The sequence below is a fragment of the Nostoc sp. KVJ3 genome (genome assembly GCF_026127265.1).
Classification (GTDB): domain Bacteria; phylum Cyanobacteriota; class Cyanobacteriia; order Cyanobacteriales; family Nostocaceae; genus Nostoc.
In genome coordinates this window covers 12,108-27,291 of record NZ_WWFG01000016.1, presented here as the reverse complement: position 1 = coordinate 27,291, position 15,184 = coordinate 12,108, and the positions used below count along the sequence as shown (strand labels likewise).

Here is a 15,184-nt window from a genome sequence, read left to right as displayed (position 1 = left end):
TAATTAGTCGTGTCTGGCAGACATTATTAAGACATCAACCCTTGCCGTGGTGTCTTGCGGTGTCTGAACTGGTGTCCGAGGAGTGTCTAAGCTATGTAAGGGTTTCAGGCTTTTGGTGTCTGCCGTGTCTGGGGTTGATATCTGCCAAAAAAGCCCCGTTTTTAATCACAGACACGCTAGACACCCAAGGGCTTAATCTTGGTTTAACTTGATGATTCCTTCACCAATCCAATTGGCTAACCCTGCCCCAACAATCTCGTACATCCAAGACTTAATAAGCTCTACAGAGAATCTTTCACCCTGTACTTTAAAGTTCCCCTTGAACTCTCTTACATCAGCTTCAATTCGTTCAGTTCTGGTGAGATATTCATACAGCTTTTGCGCCATTGGTGATAATTTATTCGGTTCATCTTGGGTGTCACCTGCTTTGTTACCAAGATTGAATTCCAGTTCATAAATGCGCTCTAAAGTAGCTTTATCGATGGTTGGCGGTTCATTAACTGTTCTAGATTCATCAAGCCGAAAATCAATTCGCTTGTGGTCGAGCTTAGGCAATTCAATATCAATCCATTGCCCATGCCCAGGTAATTTAATTGCTCCTTTACCACTAGCTTTAGCTTCTGTGGTGATTGGGTCAATAGTTGCGATTAGTTCTACTTCTAACAGTGCCGCATCTCGAAGTTTTGATAACCCTTTGGCTTTGGCTAAAATCTCCATTGTGCGGTCGTGAGCTACGAACAAAGGAATCATTAATTGTTTGCGAGATTCGGTCATGGCACAGCGAAACCATTTACCAATAAAATCAGGGTCGGGCTTCCATTTTTCATCCTCACAATCGTCTGGCATTGGCTCAACAATGTTATCTGTCCATGTCGTAAATTCTTCACAGATAACTGATAGCATCTTGCCGCTATTTCTTAACCATTCTGTCCATTGCTCCTCTGTTAATCCACTCTTGCGGTAATCTTCATAGCGCTGGCGCATTTCATCCATGTACCATTGCATGAAGAGAGCTATTTCTTTGTAGCCAGTAATCAGCCTCACACCTCGCCACTCGACCTGTGTGCCGTGCGGGTCAAGCGCTACGATGTTCCATCCGGCTTGTACTTTCTTCCAAATAATTTCTCTAGTAGTCCACGACTTACCTGCACCCATGCCACCAAAGATTAAAGTGGGGTAGCCGATGGTGTTGTTGATCCAGCGATATTTCTCAGTAGGAGCGATCGCTCCAGGCTCAGATCCAGTAACCTTGTCGTTGGGGTCAATCGTCCCCTGTAGAGTCTGACTCCCTTGGAGATAAGGGGTTTTCATCTCACGCAACTGCTTAATGTAATCTGCTTTCTGTTGCTCGGTCATCCCCGCCGTTTGCGCCTCAAAAATAGCGTCAGTTGCCTCCATTTGGGTGACTTCAATCTCAGTGTGGGCGTAAATCTCAGCTTTGGTGATGTCAACAGTGCGATCGTTAGCGATTAGATCCAAGTCGGCTTGTAACTGAACTTCTGCGATCGCAACGTCCCTGTAACTTTCTAGTAGCTCGGAACGTGCGGCCATCTCTGCCTTTGCAGCATCCCGTTTTTGGGCGATGTCTTCAAAAACTGCCCTCTGCTTCTCCTCCTCTTGGCAATGGCGCAACATCCACCCAGCTAGGGCAAACCCCAGGAATCCCCCAAACGCCCAAAACGGCTTATATGGGTTGGTAGCTTTGACTAAGCCATTAACGCCCATAGCTGGGTCACGCACTACTTGGCGTGGCATTCCCTCTTGCTTCCATTGCTCCCAGTAGTAGGGAGTCATCCTAAAAGGTCTGTTATTCTTGTCTTGACAAATTAGGTAGCTTTGGGGAGTCCGAACGCAAAAATAAATGCGGTCGCTTGACTCCCCTTTCCACGCCATCGCAGCCGAGCTAATGCCCACAGTCAAACTAAGCCCAATTGCAACGGCTTTCTTATCCATCGGCAACTGTCCGAACCACGTCATTAAACCCGATTGTTGTGACTCTGATAACTGTTTATGTTTGTCACTTAAATAATTCATTTACTTCTCCTGCCACCAAATAGAAAAATCATTAATAGTGCTACGAATATCGCCACACCAGCACCACTAGCCCAACTGGAATAATCCGCAGTTTTAGGCTGATACATTTGTGAAATTGAAGTATTAGCTGTATCTGTAGAAGTTCTCGCTTCATTCCATTCAATAATCGGTTCATTGAGCGCACATAACAACGCTAATGAAGCACTGCAACCAGTCATGAAATTAGTGACAAAACGGTTATTGCCTTCACCCGTTGCAGTGGCAGTAAAGTACAGGTGTGCAGTACCCACAGCAAGAAACATTCCAACTGGGTGAACTTGCAGCAGATGAAAAGTGAAAATAACTGCACTATTCAAGCAACTGCCAGCGACAATCTCACAAGCATTACCAGCACGTCTAAATGTTCTACCTCTGTTATTTTCTGGTAATGGTGGTAACTGTTCATGTTGTTGATGCTGCTTAGTTGATTGTGGTGTTTGTGCCAGCCCTTCATGCAAAAAAGGGCTGACGCTATGAGGATCTTCATTTCGTTTCCTTACTAGCATCAGCCTTACCTTTATTGATTACTTATCTATCGCCTAACTTCTGCCACAAGTTACCCAACATTGCACCCCAGCCGCGAACTGTTCCTGTTGCAGAAACACTAGAAGATGGTGCAGAAGTTTGGCTAGTAACTGGTATCACTTCTTGGGGAGCAAGATTAGGCTCTAATGCCCGTGAGCCAAACCTTGCACGGGCTAACAATTGTTGTCGTTTCTCTCTCAGTCCTGTTGTGATGGCTTGACGTTCAGCTTGCACAGTTTGCTTATTTTCTATGCTGCTGATTTTGTTTTCATGCCGCCAAAGTTCAGCTTGTAAATCTTGATGCAATTGGGCTGCAACTTCAGTTAAAGCGTGTTTACGTTTCTGATCAATTCGCAACAAGTCGGCTCTATCTTGGGCATCTATCTTGCCCATCTCCGAATCGAACTCGGAGTTAAGTTTACGGATTTTACCAATTGCACCCGCTACATGAGAACCGTATTGTTTACGAAGTTCAGTCCAAGTTACTTGCCCTTTGGTCAACTTCTCCATCGCCTCAAAGACGACCTTGGCGTTGTCCAAAAATGGTTCTAGTCTGTCAGATAATTCTTGGGCATTATTCGCATAATCCGCAAACTGTTCGAGCTTATTTATATCTGAAAGATAGCCCAGAATATCAGACTCAAATCCTCCCCAAGATTGCGCTTTTTCATCAATATGGCTTGCATGACCAAGTACCGGATTACGTATTGCAAAGTCCATTGCGTTATTCTCCTAATAAGGTATGTTGTCGCAGTCGATATCATCGTCAGAGTCTGGTACTTCATCCCAATACCCCATGTCCTCAAATCGGCTATAAATTCTCGTTGCTAATTGCCTTACTGGGTTGTCAAAATCATCAGAAATTAAATCAAATCTGTTCTCACCAAACGCCAAGATATTTGCAATGTCCGCGTCAATACCATTACCCAAGAATTGACCAAATGCAGCAGAGTATGGATGGTCATCAATGGTTGAATGAGTTGCTAGAAATTCCGTTCCTGTAAAGGGTGGGTAATCTTCACTCTCGAATATTGGTGTGTCAAGTGCCTCAATATCCGCCGAAATCATTGCTGACCATTGTTCAGGATTTTCGGCTTTGAATTGCTGCTTTCTTAGGGCGGAGTCAGTTAGCGGTGATTTGCCCCAATCGTTGGGATTTCTATAATCGAGTGCCATTTGTTAAAATCCTTTTGTACTTTCGTTTTTGCGGCGAGAGATACATCCTGATTAGGCGATCGCCAAGCTTGCCGGCAGGTGCGATCGCTTCATCATCAGTTCTCACAAAACTCATTTAATTCAAAAACCTCTCTCTGCACTTGGTTTTGGCTTAATTCTTTTCTTCTGCCTTTCGAGTCATTGAATATGAAAGGGGCATTGACTCGACAATTAGACTGGTGGCTGTAGCGGAGTTGTTGACCACGGAATTCGTACAAATGATTACGCTGTAGGGTTGTCATTGAAAGCATAAGTTTGTCCCTCAAACTTGCGAATAAAACTCGATATTTAGGATGGCTTCGTGAATCTCCATCAAGGCTTGGACTGCATCGCCCATCTTTAAGTCATTCGATGTACTGAACCGCTCGGAGGCTTCGATTTGCTTGTAATTGGGAGATGCTTGCACGAACCTTAGAGTCTGTTCGCAACCGAGGATGATGGTCATAATTTCGGTTGTTGTTAGCGATGGTTGTGTCTGCACGGTGTCTTGGTGGCTCATGATTTGTTTCTTCTCCTTTGGGTTTTTACTGGTGCGGCTGGGGATTGTGGCTGGTTCGGCTTTTGAAGTACATAGCTGATGGCCCCTGCACCCCCGACAGCTGCGGCGATGGTGAACATATTGTTTCTGCCAAAGTACTGCACTCCGAAGTAGCCAACGGCTAACGCTGCTGCTGTTGCTCCAATGCCTAAAACCGTGTTTCTGAATCTGGATTTGGTCATGCTGCCCCCTTGAAATTAGTGACCATTGCGCTAAGTGCCGATTTATTGGGCTGCGTAGATTGCACTGTTTCGGGTTTGGGTGATGCTTGCACATTGCCGTGTTGAAAAATCAGCTTCTCTACACCTGCTGATAATGCCTGTGTCGGTGCATCTTGGGGTAAATCAAAAATCTTGCACAATTCAATTACTGCTAAGTAGGAGATGGTTATACGCCGAGATTCGTAATTCATTAATTAAGCTCCCTTTGCAATTTGAGTTAATAGTTTCAACCCCAAAGCATTGATGAATTGGGGATTATTCAAGACCACAAAACCTAAATCGGCTAGGTTCTGATCCACCACTGGCAAGGAAACACCCCCACCCCAGGCGACAAGGTATTTCGCTCTATCAAGGTAATTACCTGCTGTGACAAAGTTGGCGAATTTCTCAATCCTGTTACTCCACCATTCATCTAGACACTGGCTGTACTCGGTTTCAAACTTCTTGCCTGTGAGATGATTGCCGCCATAAGTGAAAGTGCCTTCGATAATCCCCTGGTTCACCAAGCTGGGTGAGTGCTTCACATCCTTGGACAGCAGACTTACTCTGTCGTTTCGTTTGTCTAGTGCTTCTGCAATCATCGAGTGCAGTTCACCGGCTCCACCTTCAATCAAGTGACGGTCAATCACTGCACCACTGCCGTTAAACACGGTAATCAACCAAGTTGATGAACCGATATCGAGTGCGATCGCTAATTCTGAGGGGTCAAGCACCAGGGACGCTTCACCGAATAAGCAGTGGGCAATGCTTCCAAAACCTTCGGGATAAATGCCTGTCACCACGATGTCAACTGTCTTGCTGACAATGGAACGGGTTACAGGGTGCAGATGTTCAAAGGTGTGAGTCCCTTCAACTCTGCGCTTAATCTCAGTTGCCCAGCGTTCTGGGTTGTGATTGCTCAAACTAATTTCTAGCTTGACTCCATGAGGAATGTTGAGAACTGCTAAGTCTGCAAGAATGCTTTCTAATGCCAGTTCTGCTTTTTTGGCTTTGTCGTCGTGTAACAGAGTGTGGTCAGTTTGAGCGATCGCTGCACTGCCCCAGAAGAATTGAACGTCTTTTAAGTCCAGGCGTGAACCTTCTACATATCGCACCCATGCCCCATCTTTTGAGATGGTTTCGTGATGCATGATGTTTCGATTGCGAACAAGTGAGTATGCGGCAGGCATCATGATAGAAAAATCACCGATGATTGCCTTCCCATACCCTGCACCTGAGTCTTTTCCAGCGGTGAGGTCAGTTAGCCCGGATTTGGCTAACAAGTCTGCTTGGACTAGCCAATTTTTGGCATTGGAATATATAGCTGTCATGGTTCAGATGATTGTTAAAGTCTTGTTTTTTCTGGCTTTGCAGAATTTAGAGGCTAAATCGCTTTAAATCCACATATCCAGTTGGGGGCTTGCCATCACTTCGCTTTCCGGCTTCTGTCACCTATGTTATGCGTCGTTTTTTGGCTTCCTAGTGTTATGATAGCATTGCTTCATGAAGTAATGAAGTAATGTTTTACTAATTTTCTTGAGATAATGTCAAAATGTTTTCAGAACAAATAGAAAACAGTGATGTGGTAACAAGACGAGACGATCCAAATTTCACTCAAGTTAGCGGGTACATACCGAAGGAGAAAGCTTTAAACTTTAAAATTGCTTGCACTGCTTTGCAAATAACCCAAAGCGATGCACTAGATGAAGCAATTAGCCTTTGGCTAGCAAATCATGAGCAACCTTCCTCCACACCCAAGGGCAAAAAAGGTAAGGGTACAGCATGACCAAACAAAGCCAATCAGAAAAAAACGCTCTAAGGGAAATTCTGGCCTAGTTACAGAAAGTAGGACTATTTGCTCAAAATCCAGTGTCAAACATTACTATCGGTACAGTTCGTATAATTTCACATCATTAATTTTGTTGTCTCCAATGACTACAGTGAAAGACTCACCAACCGATTTTCAACTCCCGCCGCACAACGAACCGGCATTAGAGATGCTTAGGGAGGCGAAAGATTATGCGTCCACTCAAGCTCTAGCGGCTGGTGGTGCTGCGCTGGCTACAGGAGGCATAGTTCATCCATTTGGCTGGGTTCTTTTTGGATTGGCTTACAAGCCATTGGTAGCAATTCAAAAACTGGCGCGGTTGGAAAAATTAACAGCTGTACTTTTGAATGAGTTTAAAAGCCTTGGGATACAAGTCTTTCCGGTGCTTAAGCCAGAAGATAAGAACCCTATCGACTTGTTTATCAGGTTTCCACAAAAGGCGCACTTGTTTATCTCTATTCGTTCGCGGGGAGATAGTGAGGTTGTCTACAACGAAACCAAAGAAATTCTCCAGGTCAAAAAGAAGAATAAAAGTGGTTTAACCACCTGGAAACCCTGTCCACTGGTTGAGCTATCGGATTATGAGAGATGGCTAACTAAAAATAGAGCCTTGTTCGGAATGTCCTCGAAAGAGGTGACAAAAACGCCGACAGTAAAAGTTTTGGTCTTATGGCCTCCTACCAAGGCGGCTAGTGATCACAATCCACATCTTTATTCTGCGATCGGAAGTATGAGACTTCTAGCTCTCAGGAGAAAAGGTACTGCATTTGTTATTCAACAGGAGGAAGTCACCGAGTTTGTCAAGGCTTGGTTAGCCAAGTACGAATAGACTAAAAACTGAAAACCCCACGTCTCGACGAGACAGCAGGGTTTTCAAACGGAATTGGGGTTATCGGGTGTCGAAGCCTAATTAATATCCCTAACAGTAATTTTATCGTACATGATTGGGTGTAAAGCCAATGTACACACTGGCTCACCAGATGTAAACAGCGTTTGAGAAATTTTATCAAATTATATTTTTGAACGTTTGTACTAAAAGATTACTTTCGGGATAGCTCCAATTCCTCCAACACACTTCAGGAGGAATATTTCATGTCACCATTACAACAATTTAATCACTCAGTATCGGCGCAATCAGCAGATGCTCAAGGGGCAAATTCTGCTGCTTTGACAAAACTTGAGTTGATTGAGAGTCGCATAATCAAGTTTGCGTTTAACGCAACTGGCACAAACAAAGACTGGGACTTTAAGAAGCTGGCCGGTAACTTCATTGATGTAGAGGGCACTCTAGCCGATGTCCAGCAACATATTAAAGCAGGTCACGCCATCTGTGCCGGACTGTTAGGGGGGAAATGGCGAAGCAAGGCCAATGTCATCGGTTCTCAATGGTTGCTCCTCGACATCGATAATTCCGATGTCGCCCGTGATGAGGACGGCAAACCAATACTGGACGCAAACGGTAATTCTATCAAAGTTTACGATCACCAATTAACGATCTCAGAAGCCCTAGCCCATCCCTTCATTAAAAAACACTGTGCTTTAATTTACACTACTGCCAGTCATAAACCAGACTGGCATAAATTCCGGTTGGTTTTCCTTCTGCCCGAATATGTCCAAGGCGCTGATACTGTAGAAGCTTGTACGCGCTTCCTCATGCAGCAGTTGCCCCATGACCCAGCTTGTAAGGATGCAAGTCGTGTTTTCTACGGCAGTACAGAAGCCGAATTCCCGCTAGTCAACCCTGAAGCCACTTTACCAGCAGAATGGATAAGTGAAGCGATCGCGATCGCGCAACAGGAGCGTATTGAGTATCAGCTACGAATTCAGGAAATTGAGTCACGGCGTAAAGAGTGGCGTGAGGTTTCCCTAACTGAAGGCTGGGACATTGACCAGCTAATCCAGAACGCGCTTTCATTCATCCCACCACGCACCCCAGGAAGCGGCAATTATGACGAATGCCGTCAGGTGTTGATGGCACTGGTTAACCATTATGGGGCATCTGAGGCGGAAATTATAGCCGAGCAGTGGTCGCCCAGCATCAAAGGCTCAACTTGGAACATCCACGCTAAGATTCGCAGTTTTCGGCGTGGGGGAATTACGATCGGAACACTGTTTCACATTGCCAAACAGTATGGTTTTCGCTTCCCGCAACGGCAGTATGAATATAACGAACGCGACCAAGGAGTAATTAACCGTGAACAGTGGGAGCTTGGGCGAGTCAAAGAGGACTTGAGCAGCTTCCAAAATTTATTAAAGCAAGCGATCGCTCCATTTAGTTCGATATTTAAAGGATTTAAAGCGCCCCCATCACCGCAGCCCTTACCCGAAATTGACACGCCTTCGCCCAATGTAATTATCTACAACAGAGGCAATATACCTTTAAGAAGCGAAATTACAGGCAATATCTCTATCTCTTGCCAGCCAGAGGAACATATTGCTGCTTGGGTGGAAGCTGTTTCTAAGGGCTGGACACAAATCTTAGATAATTCTCACCCTGGACTAGGTAAGTCTTACAACGCGGGGCAATTGACGGCGGGGTTATTCGGCGTTGATAAATTAATTTACCAGGATGCCAACCACAGAAACCCATCCACACTGCCCATTGAGACGAATTTTGTTGACCTGCCAGTGCGACACAACGGCTTTAAACTAGATCCCACCCGCAAAACTCCCCTTGGTGAAGACTTTAAACTGTGGACTAAAGCGGGTGAGACTGCCGACACTGACGGCAATTGTCACAGAACTTACTTATTTAACGCCTTCCGCAACAAGAATTTTAGCAGCCTTGATTTTGAAGAGAGCGGCATCAGCCCCATCTGTGGCGGTTGTTCCCTTAAGAATCAGTGCCGTTTTGCTTACGGGGACGGTTTTGGCTTCCGCTTTCAAAAGCGCAGTGCAATTCAAAATTATTCTGAACTCAGAGCGCACCCAGACTCTACCCCTGTTACCTTAACTAATGCTGCTGAACAAACTTTCACCGTTGGGCGGTTATGGGAAGAAGCTGGCACACTCATCAAGCCCGTGCGGAGCGTTGATGTGAACCGAGGTGATTTTGAAACCACCGTGGGCAAACTGCTACTGTTAGAACCAAATCTTCTATCACAGCTGCAACCTGCACTCTTAGTTTTACACCAACTGTTAACTCAACAACTTAAATCCACTGACCGCTACGGGTTTGATGATGCCAGCATCCGAGCGCTGCTGCCCCCTTTCCCCACAGGCTTAGATATCGAAGCGATTCGCCAAGCCTCAGAACCTGATTTAACTTTCTTAGAGGACTTGGACTCAATTGATATTACCCAAGATAAACAACTCAAAAAAAGCTCTGCGGCTCGTTATGCTGCCAAAAAGGTAGTTAAAGACAGCGCACGAACGGCAGGCAGGGAGTTTCTTGACTTGCCTAATTACTGGTTGCCTGACTTTCTCGAAGCTTGGAAGGGTGATGGTAGTTTTCAGTCTCAATGGGGTGTACTCAGCATTTACCGCCGAAACCCCAAGCATACTGAATTGGCCAAATCAGCGAACTTTAATATTTATCTTGATGCCACATTCAAATCCCAGCAATTGAAATTGAAACTGGGCATCAATGATCCTGTGTTAATAATTGAGCAACAACGCCCAGACTATGGCAATTTAAAAGTCGTCAACGTCACTGGACTGGGTAAACTGCCCAAAAATCGCTCCCTTCCACTAAGCGCTCGTGTTAATGCCCTCAAAGAAACCTTGAAAGAACTCTGCCCCACCCTTGGGATTATCGATTGGAAACAAATTGCAACCCAAGCCGAGGGCCGCACAGAATACGGTCACTTTGTCGATGGGCGTGGTGTTAATCGGTTTAGTGAGTGTGATGCGATCGCTAGTTTTGGCATTCCTTACCAGAACATCGGTGTTTTAGCAGCACAATATCAGGTGATGACTGGTGAACCAGTCAACCTGGAAGATAAAAATAGCACTTTCCAAAAGTATCTCACAGACCTGATCCGTGCAGAAATTATACAAGAGATTGGGCGATTACGCGCTCATCGTCGCTCCAATGTGGAGCTAACATTCTACTTCTGCGCTGACTATGACCTCAATTTCCTTTTAGATGAATTACCAGGAGTTAAATTAGAAAGCGTTGATGCTTTCCAACTCTGCCCCGAAGCGGGTAAAGCCAGTGAGCAGACAGGACACGCCATTGTCAACGCATTAACGCAGCTTTGGCAGTCAAAACAGAAAATTACCCAACCCGCGATCGCGAATATTGCTGAAATCTCCCAAGCTTGGGTGAGCCGATTTACCCAGAGATGGGGGGGCTGGCAGCACTTTAAAAAATTATTACTCCTGCTATTAGATAGTCTTAATAGCGGTAGTAATAAAAATTTGGCTGACTTAGACGACGATGAAAAGTGGTTAGCCCGTACATACTTCCCGATGTTGATTGCTGAATCAGAATCATCACTCCCAACTTCCCTAGATGGGATTGCGGAAGTTACCGAAGTTCTTGGTAGTAGGGCGATGCGGCGAGTTTTGAATTTCTGTAGCCCGGCTGTTAGGGCTTCACTGCTGATGATTGTACTGAGTTGTCTGCCTACTGAAGTTTATTCAATTTCAGTTTCTTCAATCTCTGGGTCACTCGCAGAACCTGCGCTATCACCTTGAACAGTCATAAGAACTGATTCTAGACGATAACCAGCTTCCCGAATGTAATAAGAAGCTGCACCCACGTCTTCAAACACGCTGTCAAATTGGGGATGAGTTGACGGAAAAATCTTTCTCAGGCGTGAGCTGATTCCTGAAAGTTCTTGCTGAATTGCGATTAGTTCTTGAGTATCATCATCCATGACTTATTTACCACAAAGATAGCTGCCCCGGTGAAACATTTGATTTCCCACCTCTATGGTATAAAAGGTGACAAGCACTACAAAGAGCTATAAGGTTGCCGCTGTAGTTATTTGCTGGATTCCTGTCCCAATGATGAACCTGTAGGGTGTACACTCTGCGTTTTGAGCGTGTTAGATGTGATGTTTTTTCACCAGGCGGTATGCAGTGTAACCCGCATTTTTGACAACGCCATTGGGCTTGTTGCTTAACGTCCGTGGCAATTTCTGACCAATTATCTGGGTATAGAGAATAGGTGAACGTCATCAGTTTAATTAAACTAAAGCTTTGAGAATTGTAATGCTTCTAGCAGTACGAAAGCGTAACCAAATTAAGACAAGGCAACTGACAAGTCACAGCGCAAGCACTCGCACTATGGTTGATTGTGTTTCTCCTGTAACTAGGCTGAAAATTTTTGAAACGTCCTGCCTTAACTTTTGGCTGTACTGTTAAAGGCAAGCAATAACAAAAACTGTTATTATAATAGCGATTCTGGTTAATTGTGAGAGATAAATGAATATTTCCCTGACTCCTGAGCTAGAAGCGTTCGTGCAGAAACAGGTTGAGTCTGGTTTGTACCATTCTCAAAGTGAAGTGATTCGGGAAGGATTGCGTCTGTTGAAACGCTTTAACGACCATTCCGAGGAATATAAACTGTGGCTCAATGAACAGATTGCCATTGGTCTAGGCCAACTTGACAATGGCCAAAGTCTGACCGCCGAAGGCGCACGCTTACGCATTCGTAACAAGGCGCAAAAGTTTATGAAACCCCCTGTGTGATGAACCCAAAACCTTATGTTCTCTCTGAGCAAGCAGAAGAAGACTTGGCTTTGATTTACGCTTATATTGCGCGAGATAATACAGATGCTGCCGAACGGATGCTTGATAAACTTCTTTCGGCCTGTGAGTTGCTGACAGATAATCCCAGGATCGGGCAGTATCGTTCTGACCTAACACCGTTACCCGTTCGTTTTTGGTTGGTGCATCCCCGCTATTTCCTGATCTATCGAGGGGAAACCCCTGTTGAAATCGTGCGTGTACTGGCGGCCAATATGGATATTGCGCGAGAACTTGCTGGAGAATAATCAAACTATCAGATTGCTATTTGTAGTTCGCCAACATAGTCAACGCCAAAACAGGAGCTAATTCAGTCGTAGCAGAAGTTACCCAAACTGTAACCGCCTCCCTTGCTGATATTTGTCAGGAATGCGTGAGCCGATTTACCAAGCGTGGGGGCGGCTGGGCTACGTTTGAAAAAATATTACTCCTGCTATTAGATAGTCTTAATAGCGGTAGTAATAAAAATTTGGCTGACTTAGACGACGATGAAAAGTGGTTAGCGCGTACATACTTTTTACTCTTGGGTGTAGTCGTCAGAAAAACGTTCGTCCCTTGGAATCCTGGGATGACGGCGCAAAAGTTGATTGGTATTAATTGGTTTTTTCTGTTGAGCAGAGATATTTCGCAAACCTAAATCTTTGAGGATTCTTTGAGCTGCAACTTCACCTGTTGCACAACCGCCTTCCATATACCCTTGGTAGGACAGAGAACAGTGTTCGCCAGCAAAAAATAGATTACCTACACGCTTTTGTTCTGCTCCAGCGATGCTTGTCCATTGTCCGACTAAATAGCAAGCATAGGAGGCTCGTGTATATTGTTCTCCAGGCCAATAGGCGCGAATGGCTTCACCTTGACGGAGGTTTTTAATTCCGGGGAAAATCCGATCTAACTGTGGTAAAAATATTTGGGCTTGAGATTCGGCTGAACCTTTACCTAAAGATAAACCATGTTTACCACCAGTAAAGTCAGTAACCAGACCTTTGGGGCCTTTTTGGTAGCGACTGGCTTCCCAGGTGTTTTGAAAGCCTGTATCAGTAAATGTTGCTGCTGTTGAGTTATATTTATTGCGCCACAATTTTTGTTGATAGGCTGTAATTAACTTGGCATTTGTACCATATCCTAAGAGAGCGATCGCTCTCTTTTTAAATGCTGGTAAATTCACATCCAACTTCACTAAACGCAAAGTGGTAAAGGGTAAGGTCAGCAAGATTCTTTCATAAGTACGATCAAAGGTTTTATAGCCAGACTTTAAACTAACTCGATAGCGACCATCGGGACGGATACAGATAGCTTCTAATTCTGTTTCAGTTTGTATAACATTTGCCAAGTAATTCGCTAGCAGATGTGGTACTTGGTCGTTACCGCCACGAATGGTGTAACGTTCATCGCTTTCACCGTAGAGTGAGAATGTATCAGTGTTGGTACCAATTAAAAACAGTAGATTTAAACAAGATTGTTCTGCTGCTTCTCGGCCATACTCGGTGGTATAAGAGACATTCAGCATTTCTTGGAGAATGGGATTAATTTGTGCTTGCTCTAAATACTCTGCAATAGAAGTATTATCTAAAGCGAAAGCTGCCTGATTGTAAGAGCGATAAGTTACATCTCCATCGCCAATTGCAACTAAATCCTCGTCAATTTTACGTGCTAAAGGAATGAAGTAACTAATAATTTCTAGTTCGGGAATTTTGCGTCCTTGAAAATACCATGTTTCTGGCACTAATCCCTGATCAGTGGCGAGTATATCGACTATTGTTAAACCCAATTCTTGAGCTAGCGATCGCAATTTTGTATGATCTGTATCAATAAACTCTCCACCTAGTTCCACAGTCACGTTAGTACCTGCGGCGTTGGCTAAACTACGCATCCGACCACCAACGCGATTCCTCGCCTCAACAATGTCTACAGGAACCCCAGCTTGACGTAAACGGTAGGCAGCAGTTAAGCCAGCAATTCCCGCACCCACTACCAGCACCTTGGGAATTGTGCCAAAAGCCATAGAATCCTGTCCGTTATGCCAGGTAGCTGTAGCTAATGCGCTTGCTAATCCCAAACCCCCATACAGTAAGCGGCGACGAGTGGTTTTTTGTTTTAAAATGTCAACTATCTCATCTGCGGGAATGCCAGTTTTTATCGATGCTCTCGCAATTTTATAAGCACGTTGCAAAGATCCCATTAGTGCAGACTTAGCCATTCAATGCACCTCTATTACCGCTAATTTGAAAATAATATTAATAATTGCAGGTTGAAATGACTTTTTTGATGAAGTAATGAAATTAAATATGAAAAGTAATCAAATTCCTCCTGAAAGCTTTGGTTTACCAAGAATCAATCAGTGTTTTGTGGGTTTGACTGTCCCTTAACAGTCAAAAGTGGGATAGATTCATGCAAAAGCAACGAGTGAATTCTTACCGTCGTCTGTGAGAAAGGATCTGTCCGAATGGCACTAAGTTAAGCTGAAGGGTAGGCGGCGTAAGGATTGCAGAGAGCAGGGGGCAGAGGGGCAGAGGAGAATTTCTCTTGCTTCTTTCCGTATGCCTCTTGTTTCTGTCCGTATGCTTCTTCCTTCTTCTTTCTCCCTGCTCCTCCGCTCAAGAGCACAAGAGCTGGCTCAACGATTTTCCCTTTTCTTAGTACCATTCGGATCTGTCCCCAAACTTTTCTCAACCCGATGAAGTTTGGTATTAGTCCAACCAGTTTGCTCTCAAATCTTCTGTAGAGACTCGGTAGTTTCAATAAGAGTAGGGATTGGGAGAAGGGTATCCGCCGACGTTGAGCTTCAAGTCTTGTCTACTCCTCTAACTCTGGTTTGACTAGATCAAGATTTTTTCTTTTGCTTTTAGTGGTCTTTGCAGGTAAATTCTGAGGCGCACTAGCAGCATCTGAGGATGCTGTATTTACAGGTAAATTCTGGGTCGCACTCTTTATACTCTCCGACCCACCAGGATTTTCATTCTCAAGAGGCTTCTTTTTGCGGCGAGTATTTTTCCTGACCTCACCCAATAAATATTTGATTCTGCTACCACTTAACTGAATGCCCAACTCTTTCAGTATCTCTGACACTTCATCGTAAGTATAGCCATACTATCAGAGGTCAGTTTCTCG

At 44.6% G+C, this 15,184-nt stretch carries 17 protein-coding genes; 5 read left to right on the top strand and 12 right to left on the bottom strand.

What is annotated here, in order from left to right; translation table 11 throughout:
• Positions 1 to 192: 192 nt before the first annotated feature.
• The 9 genes from GTQ43_RS40460 to GTQ43_RS40420 all read right to left on the bottom strand — a co-directional run bounded on the left by GTQ43_RS40460 (position 193) and on the right by GTQ43_RS40420 (position 5,882).
• Positions 193 to 2,034, bottom strand: coding sequence for an ATP-binding protein (locus tag GTQ43_RS40460; protein ID WP_265278259.1), 1,842 nt, complete (start codon positions 2,032 to 2,034; stop codon positions 193 to 195).
• Positions 2,031 to 2,579: a hypothetical protein gene (locus GTQ43_RS40455; protein ID WP_265278258.1), complete on the bottom strand. Its 549-nt coding sequence runs from the start codon at positions 2,577 to 2,579 to the stop codon at positions 2,031 to 2,033. Before GTQ43_RS40455 ends, GTQ43_RS40460 begins: the two co-directional genes overlap by 4 nt.
• A gap of 22 nt (positions 2,580 to 2,601) precedes the next feature.
• Positions 2,602 to 3,318: a hypothetical protein gene (locus GTQ43_RS40450; protein WP_265278257.1), complete on the bottom strand. Its 717-nt coding sequence runs from the start codon at positions 3,316 to 3,318 to the stop codon at positions 2,602 to 2,604.
• Positions 3,319 to 3,330: 12 nt separating this feature from the next.
• On the bottom strand, positions 3,331 to 3,774 hold the full coding sequence (locus GTQ43_RS40445; protein ID WP_265278256.1) for a hypothetical protein: 444 nt from the start codon (positions 3,772 to 3,774) through the stop codon (positions 3,331 to 3,333).
• Positions 3,758 to 3,889: a hypothetical protein gene (locus GTQ43_RS40440; RefSeq protein WP_265278255.1), complete on the bottom strand. Its 132-nt coding sequence runs from the start codon at positions 3,887 to 3,889 to the stop codon at positions 3,758 to 3,760. The genes GTQ43_RS40445 and GTQ43_RS40440 overlap by 17 nt, the downstream gene beginning before the upstream one ends.
• Positions 3,890 to 4,075: 186 nt before the next feature.
• Positions 4,076 to 4,312, bottom strand: a complete 237-nt coding sequence (locus GTQ43_RS40435; RefSeq protein WP_265278254.1) for a hypothetical protein — start codon at positions 4,310 to 4,312, stop codon at positions 4,076 to 4,078.
• Positions 4,309 to 4,533, bottom strand: a complete 225-nt coding sequence (locus tag GTQ43_RS40430) for a hypothetical protein (protein ID WP_265278253.1) — start codon at positions 4,531 to 4,533, stop codon at positions 4,309 to 4,311. Before GTQ43_RS40430 ends, GTQ43_RS40435 begins: the two co-directional genes overlap by 4 nt.
• The gene (locus GTQ43_RS40425; protein WP_194144601.1) at positions 4,530 to 4,763 is read right to left on the bottom strand and encodes a hypothetical protein; all 234 of its coding nucleotides are present in this window, start codon (positions 4,761 to 4,763) and stop codon (positions 4,530 to 4,532) included. Before GTQ43_RS40425 ends, GTQ43_RS40430 begins: the two co-directional genes overlap by 4 nt.
• 3 nt (positions 4,764 to 4,766) lie before the next feature.
• Positions 4,767 to 5,882 carry a ParM/StbA family protein gene (locus tag GTQ43_RS40420; protein ID WP_265278251.1) on the bottom strand — a complete coding sequence of 372 codons (1,116 nt, stop codon included), beginning with the start codon at positions 5,880 to 5,882 and terminating at the stop codon, positions 4,767 to 4,769.
• Between the two features lie 221 nt (positions 5,883 to 6,103).
• Between GTQ43_RS40420 and GTQ43_RS40415 the strand changes: the two genes are divergently transcribed.
• From GTQ43_RS40415 to GTQ43_RS40405, 3 genes are all read left to right on the top strand, one after another.
• Positions 6,104 to 6,337: a hypothetical protein gene (locus tag GTQ43_RS40415; protein ID WP_185585979.1), complete on the top strand. Its 234-nt coding sequence runs from the start codon at positions 6,104 to 6,106 to the stop codon at positions 6,335 to 6,337.
• Positions 6,338 to 6,482: 145 nt separating this feature from the next.
• The gene (locus tag GTQ43_RS40410; RefSeq protein WP_265278250.1) at positions 6,483 to 7,208 is read left to right on the top strand and encodes a hypothetical protein; all 726 of its coding nucleotides are present in this window, start codon (positions 6,483 to 6,485) and stop codon (positions 7,206 to 7,208) included.
• A gap of 263 nt (positions 7,209 to 7,471) precedes the next feature.
• Positions 7,472 to 11,020, top strand: coding sequence for a PriCT-2 domain-containing protein (locus tag GTQ43_RS40405; protein WP_265278249.1), 3,549 nt, complete (start codon positions 7,472 to 7,474; stop codon positions 11,018 to 11,020).
• Here the strand turns inward: GTQ43_RS40405 and GTQ43_RS40400 are convergent.
• Positions 10,960 to 11,202: a hypothetical protein gene (locus GTQ43_RS40400; RefSeq protein ID WP_265278248.1), complete on the bottom strand. Its 243-nt coding sequence runs from the start codon at positions 11,200 to 11,202 to the stop codon at positions 10,960 to 10,962. The genes GTQ43_RS40405 and GTQ43_RS40400 overlap by 61 nt on opposite strands.
• Before the next feature lie 586 nt (positions 11,203 to 11,788).
• Between GTQ43_RS40400 and GTQ43_RS40390 the strand changes: the two genes are divergently transcribed.
• Positions 11,789 to 12,019, top strand: a complete 231-nt coding sequence (locus GTQ43_RS40390) for a ribbon-helix-helix domain-containing protein (protein ID WP_414859203.1) — start codon at positions 11,789 to 11,791, stop codon at positions 12,017 to 12,019.
• Complete coding sequence (locus GTQ43_RS40385; protein WP_265278245.1) at positions 12,019 to 12,324, top strand: type II toxin-antitoxin system RelE/ParE family toxin; 306 nt, start codon at positions 12,019 to 12,021, stop codon at positions 12,322 to 12,324. The genes GTQ43_RS40390 and GTQ43_RS40385 overlap by 1 nt, the downstream gene beginning before the upstream one ends.
• Positions 12,325 to 12,593: 269 nt before the next feature.
• On the opposite strand, the gene GTQ43_RS40380 is transcribed toward GTQ43_RS40385, so the two are convergent.
• Together GTQ43_RS40380 and GTQ43_RS40375 are read right to left on the bottom strand one after the other, a co-directional pair.
• Positions 12,594 to 14,273, bottom strand: a complete 1,680-nt coding sequence (locus GTQ43_RS40380; protein ID WP_265278244.1) for a flavin monoamine oxidase family protein — start codon at positions 14,271 to 14,273, stop codon at positions 12,594 to 12,596.
• A 596-nt stretch (positions 14,274 to 14,869) separates the two neighbouring features.
• Entirely contained in the window at positions 14,870 to 15,142 is a 273-nt protein-coding gene (locus GTQ43_RS40375; RefSeq protein WP_265278242.1) for a hypothetical protein, read from the bottom strand.
• Positions 15,143 to 15,184 lie beyond the last annotated feature (42 nt).

Bases quoted from the DNA above. Each gene is read 5' to 3' on its own strand.
- GTQ43_RS40460 (WP_265278259.1), bottom strand. From the start codon at position 2,034: ATGAATTATTTAAGTGACAAACATAAACAGTTATCAGAGTCACAACAA.
- GTQ43_RS40455 (WP_265278258.1), bottom strand. From the start codon at position 2,579: ATGCTAGTAAGGAAACGAAATGAAGATCCTCATAGCGTCAGCCCTTTT.
- GTQ43_RS40450 (WP_265278257.1), bottom strand. From the start codon at position 3,318: ATGGACTTTGCAATACGTAATCCGGTACTTGGTCATGCAAGCCATATT.
- GTQ43_RS40445 (WP_265278256.1), bottom strand. From the start codon at position 3,774: ATGGCACTCGATTATAGAAATCCCAACGATTGGGGCAAATCACCGCTA.
- GTQ43_RS40440 (WP_265278255.1), bottom strand. From the start codon at position 3,889: ATGAGTTTTGTGAGAACTGATGATGAAGCGATCGCACCTGCCGGCAAG.
- GTQ43_RS40435 (WP_265278254.1), bottom strand. From the start codon at position 4,312: ATGAGCCACCAAGACACCGTGCAGACACAACCATCGCTAACAACAACC.
- GTQ43_RS40430 (WP_265278253.1), bottom strand. From the start codon at position 4,533: ATGACCAAATCCAGATTCAGAAACACGGTTTTAGGCATTGGAGCAACA.
- GTQ43_RS40425 (WP_194144601.1), bottom strand. From the start codon at position 4,763: ATGAATTACGAATCTCGGCGTATAACCATCTCCTACTTAGCAGTAATT.
- GTQ43_RS40420 (WP_265278251.1), bottom strand. From the start codon at position 5,882: ATGACAGCTATATATTCCAATGCCAAAAATTGGCTAGTCCAAGCAGAC.
- GTQ43_RS40415 (WP_185585979.1), top strand. From the start codon at position 6,104: ATGTTTTCAGAACAAATAGAAAACAGTGATGTGGTAACAAGACGAGAC.
- GTQ43_RS40410 (WP_265278250.1), top strand. From the start codon at position 6,483: ATGACTACAGTGAAAGACTCACCAACCGATTTTCAACTCCCGCCGCAC.
- GTQ43_RS40405 (WP_265278249.1), top strand. From the start codon at position 7,472: ATGTCACCATTACAACAATTTAATCACTCAGTATCGGCGCAATCAGCA.
- GTQ43_RS40400 (WP_265278248.1), bottom strand. From the start codon at position 11,202: ATGGATGATGATACTCAAGAACTAATCGCAATTCAGCAAGAACTTTCA.
- GTQ43_RS40385 (WP_265278245.1), top strand. From the start codon at position 12,019: ATGAACCCAAAACCTTATGTTCTCTCTGAGCAAGCAGAAGAAGACTTG.
- GTQ43_RS40380 (WP_265278244.1), bottom strand. From the start codon at position 14,273: ATGGCTAAGTCTGCACTAATGGGATCTTTGCAACGTGCTTATAAAATT.